This window comes from Pirellulales bacterium, from assembly GCA_033762255.1.
In the GTDB taxonomy this organism is placed as follows: Bacteria; Planctomycetota; Planctomycetia; order Pirellulales; family JALHPA01; genus JANRLT01.
The window spans coordinates 11,983-30,451 of record JANRLT010000031.1 but is presented as its reverse complement, the minus strand read 5'-3'; the positions used below and the strand labels follow the sequence as shown (position 1 = coordinate 30,451).

Below are 18,469 nucleotides of genomic sequence, written 5' to 3'. Positions count from 1 at the left end.
GATTGTTTTCGATGCCTGTTGTCAGACGAATGATGTTCCTAGCCGCGCAGATCCAGATGGAGATTTGCCGCGGCTTTTTTGTTGCGCGTAAGAAAGTCTTTCCGGCCGTTATCCTTGATAACCACGTTCGCGCGCGTGTTTGGGAGTCTTATCCATGCCAATTGATCCTGCCCCCGTCTCCGCTAATCCTCCGTCCGTTGGGGCCGCCGATTTGGATTTGCAACAAGTCTCGACCGAGGCGGGCCTGAGCACGCTGGCCATTCACGCGGGCGAATTGCGGCAAAAGCCGGGGGACTCGATGACCGACCCGATCTTTGCCACATCGACGTACACTTTTACCGACACGGCGTCGATTATCGAATTTATCAAAAAGAAGCTGCCGCGCGAGGAATACGGGCGGTATGGCAATCCCAGCGAAAAAAGCCTGGAGCGCAAGCTAGCCGCGCTTGACCATGCCGAGACGGCGCTCTTATTTTCCACCGGTATGGCGGCGCTGGTGGGGTTGCTGATGACCAAGCTCAATAGCGGGGACGAGGTGATTTTCTTTGACGAGTGTTATCACCGCAGCCGCGAATTCTGCGCGAAGCACCTGTCGCGGTTTGGCGTGGTGACGCATCAGGTCCGCGCCTGCGACTACGCGGCGATGGAAGCGGCCATCACGCCCCGCACTAAAATGCTTATCAGCGAATCCCCGACCAATCCCCACCTAAGCATTGTCGATTTGGAACGCTTTGCCGCGATCGGGCGGCGGCATGGGGTTGACACGCTGATCGATGCGACGCTGGGGACGCCCTACAACCTGCAGCCGATCCGCGCGGGGATTGATTATGTGCTGCATTCGGCCACGAAATACCTGGGGGGGCATAATGACCTGCTGGCGGGGGTGCTGGCCGGTTCCGCCGAAAAGCTGGAGCCGGTGCGCAAACTGCGGGGGATCATGGGGGCGATCAATTCGCCGCAAAATATTTATTTGCTCTCCCGCGGGCTAAAGACGTTTGAACTACGGATGTTGCGCCACAACCAAAACGGCCAGGCCGTGGCCGAATTTCTCGCCGGGCATCCGCGCGTGGAAAAAGTGCTCTATCCCGGCCTCCCCAGCCATCCCTTTTACGAGGTGGCCCGGCGCACCATGCGCGGTTTTGGCGGACTGGTGACATTCTTTGTGAAGGACGCCGACTGGCAAGCCACCGCGCGGGTGATCGACCGGGTCAAGATTCCCCGCATCGGCCCCAGCCTGGGCGGGGTGGAATCGCTCATCGAACAGCCGATGGTGATGAGTTATTTTGATTACACGCCCACCGACCGGCAAAAATTTGGCATCCCGGATAACATGGTCCGCCTGGCCCTGGGGATCGAAAACACGGAAGACCTGGTGGGGGACTTGGGGGAAGCGCTGCGCGCATAATTATCAATTAAAAATTATCAATTAAAAATTTCAGAAGGAGAATTATACAAAATGAAACAAAACAATGTGATCCAAGCGAAAAGTTATGCATTTGCGATTCGTATGGTCAAGCTGTATCAGCACCTTACCAAAGCCAAGCAAGAATTTGTTTTATCTAAGCAAGCTTTGCGAAGTGGCACGGCGATTGGAGCGAATGTAGAGGAAGCAATCGGAGGGCAAACTCGCGCGGATTTTATTGCGAAGCTTTCGGTGGCATATAAGGAAGCGAGAGAAACCAATTATTGGTTGCGGCTTCTCAAAGACACGGGATACTTGAAGGCGAATGAATTTGGGAGTATTTATGCGGATGCACAAGAGTTGTGTAAAATCATGGTCGCAATTCTCAAATCTAGCAAGTCATCTTAAGTCGCCACGCTTGCAATTCATTTTTAATTCTTCATTTTTAATTCGTAATTGACATGCTTTTTCGCACCCGCGCCATACACACCGCCAACGACGCCGATCCCGCAACCGGGGCCGTTGTCCCCCCGTTACACCTGGCCAGCACGTTTGTCCAGCATCACGCGGGGGAATGGCGGGAATATGACTATTCCCGCACGGGCAATCCCACCCGCCGCGCGTTTGAAACCACGCTGGCCAACCTGGAAGGAGGCGTTGGCGCGCTGGCGTTTGCCAGTGGCATGGCCGCCACGCACTGCGTAACGATGCTGCTTTCCGCCGGGGACCATATCCTGGCCGGGCGGGACATTTACGGCGGCACCTACCGCCTGCTGCACAAAATTTGCAATCGGGCCGGCATCGCCGTGACTCTGGTCGATACCACGGATGTGAACAATCTGCTGTCCGCCATCACTCCCCAAACCAAGTTGCTCTGGCTGGAAACGCCGGGGAATCCGCTCTTGTCGATCACCGATCTGGCGGCCTGCGCGCAGTTCGCCCGCCAACACCAGTTATTGGTCGCCGTTGATAGCACGTTTGCCACACCCGCCCTCACGCGGCCGCTGGAACTGGGCTGCGACATCGTGATGCATTCCGCGACTAAGTACATCGGCGGGCATAGCGATCTCTTGGGCGGGGCGCTGGTGGCGCGCGACCCCGAATTACAACAGCGTTTACATTTTATTCAAAACGCCACGGGGGGCGTGCTGGGGCCGTTGGAGTCTTACCTCTGCTCGCGCGGGTTAAAGACCCTGGAACTGCGCGTGCGCGAGCAATCCCGCACGGCGCTTTTGCTAGCGGAATGGCTGGCCACGCACCCTGCGGTGCGGAGCGTGTATTACCCCGGTTTACCAACGCATCCCGGGCATGCGATCGCCGCCAAGCAGATGGACGGGGCATTTGGGGGAATGCTTAGCTTTGAAATTCAGGGGGATCTGGCGGCCGCCAAAAATATCTGCGAATCGACGAAGCTGTTTCAGCTAGCGGTCAGCCTGGGGGCGGTGGAATCGCTGATCGAACAACCCGCCACCATGTCCCATGCTAGCTACGATCCGGCGGCCCGCCTGGCGAATGGCATCAACGACGGCCTTATCCGGCTATCCGTCGGCCTAGAGGCGTTTGAAGATCTGCGGGAAGACCTGGGGACGCAATTACAAAATATGAATTACTAATTCCAAAATCAGTTGGGGATTTGTTTCGCATGTGATGTCATGCTCTACCAACCCAGTTATGTTGATAGCATGCCGCAATTCTTACCCCATCGTTAAAGTTTGCCATATTTGTCGCCGATAATATGGCCGTCGAGCTTGAATGGCTCGCACACGTATCCCAGGGTGGGCGCCCTATGCTAGCGTGGCAAATCCAGTTTGCCACTGCTAGCCTTATATGCAGGTTTGCCGCATGCGCCACACCCAGATGCTCTGCCGTCTACTTCATGCTTTGGCTGCGCGCGGGGCGCGCCACCGGCGGCGGTTTTTTGCTCTGCTGTGCGGGATGTGGCTGTTCGCGGGTAGTTTGGCCGCGCAAGAGGCGGACGCACTCCGCTGGCGGCGCACGTCCCAGCCGACGGGTTCACTTTCCGCCGCGACGCGGGCGGGCTCTTTCTCTCAAGAAAGTAAAGGCTATGATCAGGCGGTGCGGCCCGCGCAGCACCTGACCGGGGAGCCACATCGCGCTCCCGCCGAACCCCGCACGCTGCCCAACTCGGCCATCCGCCAGGCGCGGCCTCTCGCCCCCGCGGCTGGGTCCCTTTCCCACGCGGCCGAGCGTTATCGACTGGCCAACCAGCATTACACCCGCCCCGCCACATCGACCTATCCGGCGGAGACCTCGCAATCGCGCACGGCGGGCCGATTGCAAGCCGGAGCCAAGCCCATCGATCGCGCTGCGCCTGGCGTTCCCCCGGTGGAAACCGTACCCACGCCCCTTGCCAGTCAATCCCCGGGCGGCGATTTGCAAAATCCGTTTAACGATGGGGGTTCTGGAAATTCCGCCTCCCCATCTTCCCCCTTCGATCCGAACTTTCCCGAAGCGCGCCCCCTGCCCCGTGAAAATGCCGCGCCGGCCAATCCCCCAATGACAACAGCGCCCAACTCTCCCCAACGGGGTACGGGAAACAGCGTATTAAAATCACCACCACGGGGTTCCGCGAACGAGTTGCCGGAGTTGCCCGGAGAGATTGAGGTTGTCCCCGCTCCTTATGGCATGTCGGACGAACCGCATCGATTGGATATCGATCCCACCCAAGACTGGCAGGATGCCATGGATGGCTGCGCTGATTGCCAGGATTGCGGCGGAACGCCCGGTGGGGATTATTGTGATTCGTGCGCCGGAGACTGCGCCATGTGTGGGTGCGGTAATGGCCCGTGCGGGCACCGCCACCCCCGGTTGCGGCGGCTGCGGCACGGCGTGCGGATGCTCATGCATTGTATCGTGGGTGGATGCGATCCCTGTGATCATGGGCCGTTTGGCTGCGATCCCACGCCCACGTGCGGTGGATGCTGCGGTTGGTATTGGGACCAGGATTTGACGCTGCAAGCGGGTGTGCAGGGTTTTAAGGGTCCGCTGGACCGGGGCGTCAATGGTAATTTTGGATTTAGCGAAGGATTTAACTGGGGAAGCCCCCTGTGGTGCGCCCAAGGAATTGGATTTCAATTTGGCGGTCTGGCGACGCAGACAAATCTGAATGAAAGCGAATCGTTTTCGCAGGATCGGCAGCAATACTATCTGACAACGGGCCTGTATCGGCGGCAGATGGACGGTTATGGCTGGCAATATGGCGTGGTGTATGATCAATTATTTGACACGTTTGACCAAGACATCGAAGTCGCGCAAGTCCGCGGCGAACTGAGCTTTTTATTTGAGCGCCGCGAGTTGGGATTTATGTTTTCGAGCAATGTCCAGACGGATCAAATCGAGGGGACGAGTTCACAGCGCAGCTATCAAACGCTGGAGCAATACGCTTTTTTTATCCGCCAGCGGACCTTTATGAATGGCGAAGCGCGGTTGTTCGCGGGGTTTACGGATAATTCGGAAGGGATTTTTGGCGGGGATTTTCGCCTGCCGATTTCACCCGCGCTGGCCCTGCAAAGCCAATTCAATTACATTGCCCCGCAAGATAGCGAGACCAACGACCAGGAAGCGTGGAATGTCGGCCTGTCGCTGGTGTGGTATCTGGGGAACGATTCGACCTGCGCCGGACACAGCCGATTCCGGCCCCTCTTTAACGTGGCGGATAATTCCAGCCTGATCGTGCGGTAGGTGTACTCATCACAAGCCTGTGATGAAAAGTGTACTCATCACAATCCCCTGTGATGCGGAGTGTGGACATTTATAACTTGGGACAAAGATGGCGGACCTGCTAATTATTCTGCTAAGCGCTCTGCCGGCGTGCAAGGAGTTCGCGCACTTCGGGCACAAGTTCCGCGGGAACGGCCATCATGATTGTGCTATCGTCATCAAAAGCGGCTTCAATTTCGGCAAATTGTTCGTCTTCCGTCTGGGTTTCATAGTGGAGTAGGACTTTGCGAATCCGTTCCGCATCCCAACCGGGTGGCAGGTTTTGCTGTGTCATCGTGGTTTTCTCCGTTGACGGCGCCGAAACGCGGTTTTGGACTTGCCCCTTAATTCGTAAGCTGTGATCACGAACAGACTGTCAGGTGTCTCATCAAAAACGTAAATAACCTGTAGGTAGCGACCTGCGCGTGTTTGTCCCAATTTAATTCTGGAATTGTCTTTACCCTTAAGCTCCTCACCAGAAGATCGCAATACTTGTTCCACCTCTACCTCTGTAACATTATGAGCGTAAATATGGGGTAAACCCGACTCCGGGTCTTCATAAAATCGAAGTAACATACACGCCTATCCGTGGTTATCACAAGTAACGAATTTACTTCAAGTTTTCATTAACTCTAATTCTGCATTTTATTGTTCAAATCCAAAAAAAACAATATTTATCCGAAATGCGGGGATGGAAAGTGGCATTGATCAATATAAATTTAACCATATGGCTTTAGTGCAATCGCCCCCTCGGGCTACCCTAGGAACTCGTTCCTAGTAAGCACAGCGGCCAGATGCCATGAGATTAAAAGAGTAGCTGGAACTTAGTTAATCCGTCCCCCTGCGGGCATATGGCTTAATAGGATTGACTACCGTAGGCTGTCCCCTACGGCTATGTTCCCTCGCCGCTTTATGGCGAATTAGTCTCTAGTCTCTTTCTCCCATCCTCCCTTCTCCCCTGCCCCTTACCCCCGCCACCCTGCCGCTTCTTCCCCATCCAGGCGCAGTGTCAGGCATTTAGCGCTCCCGCCGGCTTTGACAAACTCCCCCAGCGGGGTACCGAACGGCTCAAACCCGTGGCTACGCAAGTCCTCATGTAGTTGCGGGCAGCCGCTATTTGTGACCACAGTCCGGTCCACGACTACCGCATTACAGGCAAACGCGCGGGCTTCGTCCTCGGCCACGGGAATCAGCGTGGGAATATGCGCCGTCAGGGCCGCGCGACCGTAATCGTCAAACGCACCGGGAAAGTAGATCGCTACGCCCGCCGCCAGCGGGCAAAAGCACGTATCAATGTGGTAGTAATATGGATCCACCAATTCCAGCGGGATCACCCGCACGCCCAATTGCTGGCCGATGAGTTGGTGTCCGCGGGCATGGCTGCGAATGCGGTAACCAGCGTACAGCGTATCACCGCAAAAGAGCGCGTCCCCCGCTCCCTCAAAGTCCAGCCCTTCCGGCGGGTCTTGCACTTCAAATCCCTGCTCCGTCAGCCAGGCGGCGCAGTGTGGCGTTTCCCCCTGCCGCTGGGCGTGATGAAAATGGGCCAAAATGGCCTTGGTTTGATAGATGAGCGCGGCATTGGCGGTAAACACCATGTCCGGCAGTCCAGGCTGGGGAGTGAGTAGCTCAATCGTCGCCCCGGCGGTCAAGAGGGCGTCGCGCAGGGCATGCCATTGCCGCTGGGCCAGTTCGAGATCGCTGGGACGCGAACGACTCATCCAGGGATTGATCTCGTATTCAATCCCGTAATAATCCGGCGGGCACATGAGGATACGGGGTTGAGGTTTCATCGCCGATCCTCGCATTTATGGTTAAATTATTATATTACCAAATTTTCACCACCGCCGCCAACTTACGCATCCAGCAATCAGGCTTGCAAACACCAACGTGTAACATACCCCTGGTTCGGGGATGACCCTAAACCGCACAAACGATTCCGTAATCTGCAATTCACCGTTGAACGCGGGCAAGTTGCTGACACGCTGGGTAAACGTGGCAAAGTCCGGCACGCCCGTGGGGTCGAACCAGCGCACATTGGGCCAGCCGGCAAATAGCCCATTTACGGTCGTGAACCGATCGCCAGGTTGTAGTGTGGCCGTGGGGGGAGAAAGATTAAATAGTTCGGCTCCTAAGGGTCCATCCCCCACCCGGCCAAAGAGTGGCAACTCAAAAGTATTGCCGGTAGCGACTTGGGTTCCAACCGTGGTATAGATAAGGCAATCCTCGTGTGCGGTGTCGGGAAAACCGATCGCCACGCGGGTTCCTTCCGGAACTCGAGGCAGCGAGATAATCCCGTCATTATCAGCATCCGCAAAACTGCCAAACGCAAATCCGCCCCCCAGGTCGAGGCCAACATGCAAATTGATCCCTGCGGGAATGTAAATGTCCTGATACAGGGCATGCGTTCCCGCTTGGCCATACAGCCAGCCCGGGAATGCCAGTACCAGGGTCAAAAACGCGATTGTCAGTTTGCCAGCAGGCATGGGCGATACTCCGGTAAGCGTGATATTGGTCTCAAATACTTGCTACAGTATATCATTTGAAGAGAATTCTAGCGCTTTGTAACAGTTAAAGATTTGAGTTAGGCATATCAGCCGCTGGGCGCTAGCCCAAGGTTTTTTACCGCTTCAACCGTGGGCTAGCACCCAAGGGCTCATCCCAAAACGTATTGTTGACATATCACTAGCGCGGTTTTACACCGCTCAGTTCATGCTCCCGAACAATTTTCCAGATGATTGGTTGGAGCGCGGTGACAAATTCCGCATCCTTCACTTCATAAGTTTTCGCGGGTAATTTCGCGGGATCGGCCCCAAAGATGGTCGCATAAAATGTGCTGGCCACCAAGAACGACCCTTTGTTATTGAGGTGAATGCCATCCACGTACAGGTCCTCGATGACGCCTTTGTGCCCCGGGACGTTGCCCGCTTTCATTTGCTGGTCCAGTTCGTGCATGACATGGCCGACGGGAATGAGCAAAATTCGATCTTTCAGTTCGGGATGCGCCTCGCGCACTTTGCGAGTTAGAGTTTCAAAGTAGTCTCGCGTCTCGTTGCTGCCGTCCCACCCACCGGTATACTTGCGATTCCAACGTTCGCCAAAGTCGTCAAACTTGCCTGATATTCCCTCTCCTTTGGAGGAGAGGGGGGGATTGGCGTTGGCTGGGCTAGTCACAGGACTTACCCCGCGAATATTTTTATCGTAGGCGTCTTTGTCGTAGCCGGGGTCCTTACCGTTGATGGTAATGCGCGGCCAGCGGGCGTACAAATAAAACCGCGCGTCGGGGCTTTTGGGCAGGGCCAGCTTGATAAAGCGACTAATCGTGGCCAGATCCCCTTCGGCATCGACGCCGGATTTTTCGTCAATATTTGTCAACAACCGGTCAAACGGCTGCAGGCAGATCGCGTCCCAGGTGTGGTTGGAGAGCGCGCGTTTGCAATCGCCAAATGGTTCTTCGACAAAACCGGACTCTTTCCCTTCCTCGGCCAGCTTGAGCGGCAAAAACAGTGGCGTGCCGGGGATGACGTGCCTCCCCCAGACGAGTTCCCGACCTTGGCTTTTGGCCAAATCCGCAAATAACCCATACTTCAGCGTGTCGGTGACACTATTGCCGACAAAATAGACGCGTAAAGGGGGGGGTTCCAAGATTTCGGCGGAAAGCGAGGCCTTTCCGGGCTGGGTTAACAAAGCAAAGCAAACCAGCCAGCAAATCGTCGGAAACGTCTCAAAAATGCTTATCACTAATCGTGGCATTGGATTTTCCTTTTATTGGCAAGCTATCTAAGAGGTGCGGTAAATAATTCCGGGCCGTAGGTGTTAGTTCAGGTAGTTAATGTCTCTCCGGCGGAACAAAACAAGCAATCCCTGACAAAATGGCAGCTCCGGGGTGTAAGAAATTCTTTTTTCTTGCATGTGGGAACTCCTCATAAGCTAAAAGTAACTCTATATGTCGCATAGAAGGAGGAAAATGATGAACCATTGATCGTAACATGCCGAAAATTCCGGGACCACGGGTCATTCCACCGCCTGGGGGAGTGTAATTTACCGTATACTATGCCACATGCCGTTGAAGCAAAAGGTTTTTTCAGCTAAGCCAGGTAGCATCGGGCAAAAATGCCGAACATTACCCAAATTCTAAGCGCGATCGATGCGGGGGATCCTCTCGCGGCGGCGGAACTGCTGCCGCTGGTTTATGATGAATTGCGCCAGTTGGCCGCCGCCAAAATGTCACATGAACACCAGGCGCCATCCTTGCATGCCACGGCGTTGGTGCATGAGGCCTATTTGCGTTTGGTGGATGTGCGAACTCCGCAACTATGGAATTCACGGGGGCATTTCTTTGCCGCGGCGGCCGAGGCGATGCGCCGCATCCTGATCGAAGCGGCCCGCCGCCGTGCCACGCGAAAGCAAGGGGGAGATCTGGAAAGGGTCGATTTGCCAGAAATTGCCGCTCCCATCGACACCCAACAACTCGATCTGCTGGCGCTGAATGACGCGCTGGCGGAATTAGAAATCGCTTTTCCGGACAAAGCCCAGCATATCAAATTAAGGTTTTTTGCCGGCCTGACCCTGGAAGAAGCGGCCGATTGTCAGGGAATCTCGCGGGCGACGGCCCAGCGATACTGGACATTTGCGCGGGCCTGGCTGTTTGGCAAGCTGGGGAAAAGCTGAATATTTTACCGGGCAATTCAGTGAATTAAAAAAAATCTTGAGCAGTCGCGGGGCGGAATTTCGCACTATCTGCAGAAAGGCATTTTCCGTGAAGAATTCCAGCGCCACTCTTGAACCGCAAATCGCCACCATATTTGGCGAAGCCATCGCGTTTGATTCCCCCGCCGAACGCGCCGCCTATCTGGACAGCCGTTGCGCTGACAATGCCGCTTTGCGGGCCGAGGTGGAACATTTACTGGAAAATCATCGCCAGATGGGGGGCTTCATGGAAAAACCCTTGTTCCGTGTCATGCTCCCAGACACCGAAGGGGGGCAGATTGAAAGACTCGGCGCGCAAATCGGCCCCTACAAGCTGCTTCAGCAAATTGGCGAATGAGGCATGGGCGTGGTGTTTATGGCCGAACAGACGGAGCCGGTGCACCGCAAAGTGGCCTTAAAGATTATCAAGCCGGGAATGGACACGCGGCAGGTGATTGCGCGGTTTGAAGCCGAGCGCCAGGCCCTTGCGCTGATGGACCATATGAATATCGCGCGGGTACTGGACGCAGGCGCGACCGAATCCGGCCTCCCTTATTTTGTGATGGAGCTAATCCGCGGCGTCCCGATTGCCAAGTATTGCGATGATCAACTTTTGCCCCTGCGCGGCCGGCTGGGGTTATTTATCCAGGTATGCAACGCGGTACAGCACGCGCATCAAAAGGGAGTCATTCACCGCGATCTCAAACCCGGCAATGTTCTGGTGGCTGATTACGACTTTTGCCCCGTGCCCAAGGTGATCGATTTTGGCGTGGCCAAGGCGACCGGACAAAAGCTGACCGAACGAACCATGTTTACCGAACTGGGGCAGTTAGTCGGGACGGTGGAATACATGAGTCCCGAGCAGGCAAAGCTCAACCAACTGGACATTGACACGCGCAGCGATATTTATTCCCTGGGAGTGTTGCTGTACGAACTGGTGACGGGCTCGACGCCGTTCGAGGGAAAAAGGCTGCGAGCGGCCCCCTTGGATGAAATGCTGCGGATTATTCGCGAAGAGGATCCTCCCAAACCCAGCACCAAAGTCAGTTCCAGCGATACGCTTCCCGTCATTGCCGCCAACCGCTTGACCGAGCCAGCGCGTTTACGCCACGAAGTACGTGGCGAACTGGACTGGATCGTGATGAAGGCGCTGGATAAGGATCGCAATCGCCGCTATCAGACCGCCAATGACCTGGCGCTGGATGTAAATCGCTTTTTAGAAAACGCTCCCGTCCTAGCGCACCCCCCCTCCCGGCTGTACTTATTTCGCAAGTTTGCCGCGCGAAACATGGCGTCGATAACCGCCGTCGCCCTGATCGCACTCGCGTTGGTGTTGGGGACGGTGGTGAGCGTGTGGCAGGCAAACGTGGCCCGCCGCGCAGAAGAGCTGGCCCAACAGCGATGGGAATCCGAACAGTTTGCCCATCATCAAGCGTTGGCGGCGGCATCCAAGGCGAGCGCGATAAGCGGTTTGTTGCAACAAATGCTGGAACTGGCCAATCCTTCCACCAGCAAAGGGGCGGGTTACACAGTGCGGCAAATGCTTGACGATTTTTCGGCGAATCTGGTGGATCGTTTGGTGAATCAACCCGCAACCGAGGCGGAGATCCGCGCGACCATTGGCAATGCTTATCGCGGTTTGCAGTCCTTTGACAAGGCCGAACCCCACCTCAAAAAGGCTTTGGAGTTGCGGCAGGGCTTGTTTGGACCGGCGCACGCCGAAGTCGCGCACAGCTTGGTGGATTATTCAAAAAACTCGTTTGGACGGGGGGAGTTAACGGCGGCGGAGCAGCAAGCCCGCCAAGCGTTGGCAATTCACCGCCAGTTGCAGCTAGCGGACGGCGAAGCCATGCGCATTTTGAGCGCCTTGCAATTATATCTTGTCGCGCGCGGCGAACATGCGGAAGCGGAGCAGCTTGCGCGGGAGGCGTTGGAAATCGCCCGCCGCCATCCCGGGCGGTTTCCCGAGGAAGCAACCGTGCTGCATAATCTGGCTCAATCCGCCGCCGATCAAGAGAATTCGGCAAAAGCGGAGGAACTGAGCCGTAAAGCCGTGGCGTTGCACAAAACTTTGCACCCCGCCATGCATCCCGACACGGCGCATGGGTTGTTTATTTTAGCCCGGGCGCTGCATGACCAATCACGCTATGACGAGGCGGAAAAGCATTTTCGCGATGTGCTGGCTTTTCAACGCACGCAGTTTGATGACGCGCAAACCCCCGTCCTGGCGGCGGCAGCGGGATTGGCCGAGACCTTGAGGGCCCAGGGAGACCAGGCCGGGTTGGAGGTCTTGCGCGGGGATTTAGACCTTTCCGCCACCCACCCGGACGAATGGGAAAGTTGGTATTTCCGGGGCTACTATTTTGCCTCGCTGGGAGACTGGAAACAAGCCGCGCAGGCATTTGCAACAGCCGCGCGGCGGGACCAGGATCCTCAGCAAACGCGTTATTTATATTTTCTCTCGCTGGCGCAATTGGCGGGTAAAGACCAAGCGGGCTATCAAGCGACCCGCGACGAATTGATGCGCCGCGGCCAACTGTTGCAGACCCAACGATCCGCCGAACTTGCGATCTGGGCTTGTTTGCTGGCCCCGAATTCGCGGGAAAGCGCGGAAGAAATGGTGGGTTTTATCGAACGGCACGGTCAGGGATATTCACGCATCCCGAACTACCATTCCACGCTGGGGGCGGCATTGTACCGGGTTGGTCGCTTCCCGGAGGCACAATCTCTGCTCAGCCAAGCCATCGCGTCCATGCCGGCTGAATCAAGCGATATGCGTATGGTTGTTTACAGCCGGTTTTATCTGGCTATGGCTTGCCACCGACTGGGGCAGCCAGAAGCAGCGCACCGTGAACTACGGAATGCGACACAAATGATTGATGAACCGGTGACGTATGGTCAACGAAAATTGCGCGAAGCCTGGCATTGCATGGTCCCCTTGACCCTGCTGCGCGATGAAGCGACACAAATGATCCAGGAAATCAAGCCCGCAACGGGCACGCTTCCACAAGGGGAGGATCCCGAATGACTTAATACCAGGCATTCGCAGGATCTGATGGTCGTTTAACAAGCGACGGCAACTCTTGCTCCCCGCATTTTAATTTGGTCGCGGCCGACGAATCCCACCGTGACCAATAACACCCACCGATTTGGCTGGCCGCGCTCGGTCTGCGCGCTGTCGGCGGTATTTTTGATTCACAAACGATGCCCTACCCCTACTAAGGAAAACGTCTCATGAAAGTTCGTTTACGCAACATGATGTCAGCTTTGTTAATCGGCTGTGCCGGTTACTTGGCGCCAACAAGTCTCTCAGGTGCGCATTATAACATCACCGAGGTGATGAGCGGCCTGGTCACGCCACGCGGTCTGGATTTTGGTCCGGATGGCGCATTATACGTGGCCGAAGCCGGCAGCGGCGGCAACGGGCCAAGCGTGGTCCTGGGAAATGGAGCCACGGCGTTTCTCGGCGCGAGCAGCGGTCTGAGCAAGCTGCAAAACGGCGTGCAAACGCGCGTCCTCAGCGGTTTGCCCTCGGTCGCCAACGCCAGCGGTGGTGATGCGGGCGGGTTGCAGGATATCGCCTTTGACGGCTCGGGGCAGGCGTATGGGCTGTTCAGCTTTGGCTCAACCGCCAACCAGCGCAGTGCAAATCTGGGTCCCGCCGGCGCGGAATTGGGGACAATCGCGAGGCTTAGTCTGGATGGCTCGGGCGTTCGCACACCGGTGGCGGATATCACGCTGCACGAGCAAAACAATAATCCCGAAGGAACAATCTTCGACAGCAATCCGTTTCACTTTGCGATCAATTCGAGCGGAAATTTCATCGTCGCCGACGCGGGGGCAAATGATTTTGTCCAAGCCACTCCGGCGGGGATGGTTAGCACGCTGGCTGTTTTGCCGGTGAAACCAAATCCATTATTTCCCCTGGGTCCGCCAAATTATCAATCGGTCCCCACGGCCATCGCGGTCGGTCCCGACAATGCCTATTACATCGGCCAGTTGACGGGTTTTCCCTTTCCCCCCGGGGCGGCGAATGTGTTTCGCTATGATCCGCTGACCGGGACAACCACCGTGGCTTACAGCGGGTTTACAAACATTATCGATCTCACGTTTGATAGCTCCGGTAACTTATTTGTGCTGCAAGTCAGCACGAACGGCTTGACACCGGGCGCGGGCTTGAGTTCCGGCAAACTCCTCAAGATCAACGGCCTGACGGGCGAGCGGAGTACCATCGTCGATGCCGGGCTGTCGTTTCCCGGCGGGGTGGCTGCGGGACCGGACGGATCGCTGTATGTCACCAATCGCGCGAATGTGCCCACCGGAGGACAAGTGCTAAAAATCACGCCGGTGCCGGAGCCGGCAACGTGGCTGTTCATGGTCGGAGCGGGTTGCGTGGGCCTCGCGTGGCGCGTGCGGCGGAAGGTGTAGAAATAATAACAACCAATCAAAAACGGCCGATGGGTCCCAACCGTGACAAAGGACACCCACCGACTTGACATGGCTGGCGGCGCCCGGTTTGGGCGTCTCTAGCGTTGTACGTTCATTTTTATTCGGAAAGGTACGAGAGATCCATGGTTCATGTAAAGAAAAAACGACGGTTGGCCGTAATGGCGGCGCTAATCGCCTTGTTTCCGGTGGTTCCGCCGGCGCGGGCCGATATCTTCGAGTGGGAATATATCAACCCGGCGAATCCGGCGCTCGGCAAGCAGCAAAGCATGACGCTCGCGCCCGATGGCGCGGGTCTGTTTGCCACGGCGGGAGTGAATTGGGCGAATCGAAATCTGACCAAGGCCTATCTGAGCGGCGTTTCTCTGCCCGCGGAACTCGTTTTTGATTACGAGGGAAGTATCGTTGACATCATCCCCTCTAATTTGACGAATACGAATTTGTTTCAAGCTGAATTGTCTGGGGCGAATCTCGGCAACGCCAATTTGACGAACGCCAACCTGAGCCAGGCGAATCTGACCAACGCCGAAGTCAGCAGCGCCACGCTTACAGGAGCGAACTTTACCGGTGCGCAGGTGCGCGGGGCGAACTTTACCGGTTCCGGGATTTCCGCGGCGCAGCTCGCGACAACGCAGAGTTACCTGGAGCAGGACTTGTCGGGAATCAATCTCTATGGCGTGAACTTGACGAACGCCAACTTCCAATCGCAAAAGATTACTGATAGCTATTTCAGTTATTCGAATCTCACTGGCACAAATCTGATCCAGGTCGATGCCACCCGGACATATTTTTCCGGTGCTGCATTGAATCATGCGAATCTGAGTCAGGGCAACTTTAGTTATGCCAATTTCTCAAGTGCAATTCTGGAAAACGCGAATCTGACTGGTGCTATATTCGACAATGCCGACATAACCTATGCAAATTTGAGCGGCACGGGAATCACCCCCGCGCAGCTTACCTCCACCTACAATTACGCGACTAAAGGTCTGTGGGGAATCCGGTTGGCCGGTACAAATTTGACTGGGATCGATTTTTCAAATCAGGGGTTGTCTGAAGCGGACTTGTCCCACGTTAACTTGAGTCAAGCCAATCTCCGCAATGCCAATCTGGATTATGCCAATCTAACCGGGACAAACCTGACAGGAGCGGAGGTACGCGGGGCGCGGTTTGCCCGTGATGAGTATTATTACCCGGAGAGTGGGATCACCCTGGCCCAATTGTCCACAACGGCCAGTTTCGCCGCCAAAGACCTCTCGGGGATCGCCATAACCAGTCAAAATCTCGCGAGCGTAAATTTCGCCGAGTTCATTCTGACGAATGCCAGTTTCAATAGCACAAGGCTGTCGAACGCCAACTTTGGCCAAGCCAATCTTACGAACGCCGATCTCCAAGGTTCCAGTCTCGACCAGGCCTCGTTCGCGGGGGCAAACCTGACGAATGCCAACTTATCACAAACAGATTTGACTGGTGCCAATCTTACCGGCGCATCGATCAGCGGAGCGAATTTCAGTGGCTCGAACTTGACTCCCGCAAAACTTGCCACGACGGCAAGTTACGCTGCCCATGAATTGATGGGCATCAATTTGACCGGCGTTCCATTTGCGAACGCCAATTTCTTCAGCCAGAACTTGACGCAAGCCAGTTTGAATTACGCCACCTTGACCGGCGCGAACTTCAGCCAAGCCAATTTGACGAATGCGGATTTTCAGCAATCCCTGTTAAACAATGCAAATTTCACCCAGGCGAACCTGAGTGACGTGAATTTCTATTTTACGACGCTCACTGGGGCGAATTTTAGCGGCGCTGACGTGCGCGGCGCGCGGTTTTATGCCTTTGCGGAGCCAGTCAGGGGAAGAATATCCGCGGCGCAACTTGCTTCGACCGCCAGCTACCAAAATCACGATCTGTCGGGAATTGAACTTTGGTACCAAAGCTTTGCCAATATCAATCTTTCCAGCCAGAATCTCACGAATGCGAATTTGACGAACACGAATCTGAAGGGAGCCGATTTACGCCAGGCCAACCTGACTGGCGCGGTCCTTAGCAGCGCGGATCTGATGAACGCCAAATTGCAGCAAGCCAACCTGACCAATGCAATCGTTGACGCCGCGACCTTGACCGGGGCGAACTTTACCGGGGCGATCATCGTCGGAGCAAACTTCAATTATACGGGACTTTCTAAAAATCAGTTTCTTTCGACGGCCAGTTATACGAACCGCAATCTGTCGAGAATCCAGGTGGCGGGGATCAATCTCACGAACGCGGATTTGAGCAATCAAAATTTGACGCAGGCGTATTTTTGGGATGCGGACTTAACCGGTGTGAATTTTAGCAACGCGAATTTAACCCAGGCGGAGTTAGGGGGCAATATTCTGACCGGCGCGATTTTTACCAACGCCATTATCACCGGCGCCAGCTTTTTTAAATCCGGCACAGGGCAAAGTGTGACTCTCGCACAGCTTTACTCGACCGCCAGCTACATCAGCGGCGACCTGGCGGGAATCAACCTAGGGGCGAACAATCTGAACAACGCGAACTTTGCTGGCAAAAATCTAACCGCGGCGCGGTTATACGCCACAAATCTCACCAATGCCAATTTGAGCCATGCCAATCTATCCAGCGCAAGGCTCGATTCATTCTACGGTTATCCAGATACCAACTTGACCGGCGCAAACCTCAGCCATGCAAACTTAGCTAACGCCCACTTTGGCGGTTCCCTCGATTATGACGAATCCGGTTATGAATATATTGTTCCCGGAGCGAATCTCACCAACGCGAATATGACCGGCGCTGACTTGCGCGGAGCGTTTGCCGTGTACGCGACTTTTACGGGCGCGACCACCACCAACCTGATCCAGTCCAACGGCCACATTGCGGGGCTGGATTTGACCGGCGGCAAGACGCTGACCGTGCGTGATTACGATGTAGCTCCAACGTATACTCCCCTTCCCATCATCGTCGATCAATCCCTGGCGATGGATGCCACCGGCACATTGCGTCTGGAATTCGACGCCGATCAATGGGACTCGACGATTTCCTTTGCGTCGGGCATCCCCGTCACGCGGAGCGGCACGCTGGAACTGGCGTTTGCCACCGGGGTCAACGCGGCGGATCAGGTTGGCCGCACATTCGACCTGTTTGACTGGTCGGGCGTCAGCCCCAGCGGCGCGTTCAGTGTCAGCGGCGCCCACACGTGGAACTTGACAAAGCTTTACACCACCGGCGAAGTCACGCTGGGTGCGGTAGTTGCGGGCCACAATCTGACCACGCTGGGCCTGCGGCAACAGTCGCTGATGCTTGACAGTAGCGGCGCGGCGGGGACGATAGCACGGGTCACCGCGGTTGCCAATGGCGGCGCGGCAGGCTTGATTGTGCTCGATAATACACTGGCCAACGGGGGAACCGGCGCGCCGGGGCTGGTATTGGGGGTTGGCACGGCCTTGGACCTGGGGGATAACGACCTGGTGTTGCACTATAGCGGCACACCCACCGATCCCAATCCGTTGGCGTTAGTGACCCAATACATCGACAATTTTTATGAGCATGGAACGGGGGGCAACAATCCTCTGCCCCAGATTGGCAGCACCACGGTGGAAAACTCCGGCGGGACCCGCGTGATCATTGCCGTGGATAACGCTCACAGCCAATTGGGTGACGTTGGCAATCCGTTTTATGATTTAACGCTGGGAAATACCGGATTAGAAACGGGATTCATGCAGGTCATCGTCCGCTTTACGTTTCCCGGGGATTACAATCTGGATGGCCGGGTGGATGGTTCGGACTATCTGGTGGTTGACTCCAATTTGGGGCTAATAACCACGGGGTTGTCCGCTGGCTGGACGCTGGGGGATGGGAACTTTGACGGTATCGTGAATCCCGCCGATTACCTGCCCATCGATACCTTCTTGGGTTCGGGAGCGGGCAATCCGTTGAGCGGAGGGGCCGCTGGGCCAATTGGTTCAAGCACTCCCATACCGGAACCGGGACTGACGGGATTGGGCCTGGCCGGGGGGATCCTGGGACTGTACGCAGCAATCGCACGCACAAAACGACAACGGCGCACAGCGACAGTATAAGTTAACAGAGTATTTTTTTGAGCACATTAATATTTTGAGAGCGGCATAACGTCAGCCGCTCGAGTTGCATGATATTTCCATGAACGGATTTTTTTCTGCTATCAGCGGCTTTGTGCTGCGCGTCGCGGCAAACTGC

General features: G+C 55.8%; 13 protein-coding genes. 9 read left to right on the top strand and 4 right to left on the bottom strand.

Annotation, left to right across the window (positions count from 1 at the left end; genetic code table 11):
* Positions 1–154: 154 nt before the first annotated feature.
* The 4 genes from SFX18_09620 (at position 155) to SFX18_09605 (ending at position 5,104) form a co-directional block, all read left to right on the top strand.
* Positions 155–1,405: an aminotransferase class I/II-fold pyridoxal phosphate-dependent enzyme gene (locus SFX18_09620; GenBank protein MDX1963400.1), complete on the top strand. Its 1,251-nt coding sequence runs from the start codon at positions 155–157 to the stop codon at positions 1,403–1,405.
* A gap of 51 nt (positions 1,406–1,456) precedes the next feature.
* On the top strand, positions 1,457–1,810 hold the full coding sequence (locus tag SFX18_09615; GenBank protein MDX1963399.1) for a four helix bundle protein: 354 nt from the start codon (positions 1,457–1,459) through the stop codon (positions 1,808–1,810).
* Between the two features lie 53 nt (positions 1,811–1,863).
* Entirely contained in the window at positions 1,864–3,015 is a 1,152-nt protein-coding gene (locus SFX18_09610) for a PLP-dependent aspartate aminotransferase family protein (GenBank protein MDX1963398.1), read from the top strand.
* 322 nt (positions 3,016–3,337) lie between these two features.
* The gene (locus SFX18_09605; GenBank protein ID MDX1963397.1) at positions 3,338–5,104 is read left to right on the top strand and encodes a DUF6666 family protein; all 1,767 of its coding nucleotides are present in this window, start codon (positions 3,338–3,340) and stop codon (positions 5,102–5,104) included.
* A 112-nt stretch (positions 5,105–5,216) separates the two neighbouring features.
* On the opposite strand, the gene SFX18_09600 is transcribed toward SFX18_09605, so the two are convergent.
* From SFX18_09600 to SFX18_09585, 4 genes are all read right to left on the bottom strand, one after another.
* Positions 5,217–5,417, bottom strand: coding sequence for a hypothetical protein (locus SFX18_09600; GenBank protein ID MDX1963396.1), 201 nt, complete (start codon positions 5,415–5,417; stop codon positions 5,217–5,219).
* A gap of 670 nt (positions 5,418–6,087) precedes the next feature.
* A complete protein-coding gene (locus tag SFX18_09595; GenBank protein ID MDX1963395.1) occupies positions 6,088–6,915 on the bottom strand; it encodes an arginine deiminase-related protein in 828 nt (275 codons plus the stop codon).
* A gap of 45 nt (positions 6,916–6,960) precedes the next feature.
* Positions 6,961–7,608 carry a hypothetical protein gene (locus tag SFX18_09590; protein MDX1963394.1) on the bottom strand — a complete coding sequence of 216 codons (648 nt, stop codon included), beginning with the start codon at positions 7,606–7,608 and terminating at the stop codon, positions 6,961–6,963.
* Positions 7,609–7,807: 199 nt separating this feature from the next.
* Positions 7,808–8,875, bottom strand: a complete 1,068-nt coding sequence (locus SFX18_09585; GenBank protein MDX1963393.1) for a hypothetical protein — start codon at positions 8,873–8,875, stop codon at positions 7,808–7,810.
* Positions 8,876–9,235: 360 nt separating this feature from the next.
* Between SFX18_09585 and SFX18_09580 the strand changes: the two genes are divergently transcribed.
* From SFX18_09580 to SFX18_09560, 5 genes are all read left to right on the top strand, one after another.
* Positions 9,236–9,793 carry an ECF-type sigma factor gene (locus tag SFX18_09580; GenBank protein ID MDX1963392.1) on the top strand — a complete coding sequence of 186 codons (558 nt, stop codon included), beginning with the start codon at positions 9,236–9,238 and terminating at the stop codon, positions 9,791–9,793.
* An 88-nt stretch (positions 9,794–9,881) separates the two neighbouring features.
* The gene (locus SFX18_09575; GenBank protein ID MDX1963391.1) at positions 9,882–10,169 is read left to right on the top strand and encodes a hypothetical protein; all 288 of its coding nucleotides are present in this window, start codon (positions 9,882–9,884) and stop codon (positions 10,167–10,169) included.
* Between the two features lie 18 nt (positions 10,170–10,187).
* Positions 10,188–12,839: a serine/threonine-protein kinase gene (locus tag SFX18_09570; protein ID MDX1963390.1), complete on the top strand. Its 2,652-nt coding sequence runs from the start codon at positions 10,188–10,190 to the stop codon at positions 12,837–12,839.
* 206 nt (positions 12,840–13,045) lie between these two features.
* The gene (locus SFX18_09565) at positions 13,046–14,239 is read left to right on the top strand and encodes a ScyD/ScyE family protein (protein ID MDX1963389.1); all 1,194 of its coding nucleotides are present in this window, start codon (positions 13,046–13,048) and stop codon (positions 14,237–14,239) included.
* Between the two features lie 143 nt (positions 14,240–14,382).
* Entirely contained in the window at positions 14,383–18,333 is a 3,951-nt protein-coding gene (locus SFX18_09560; protein MDX1963388.1) for a pentapeptide repeat-containing protein, read from the top strand.
* Positions 18,334–18,469 lie beyond the last annotated feature (136 nt).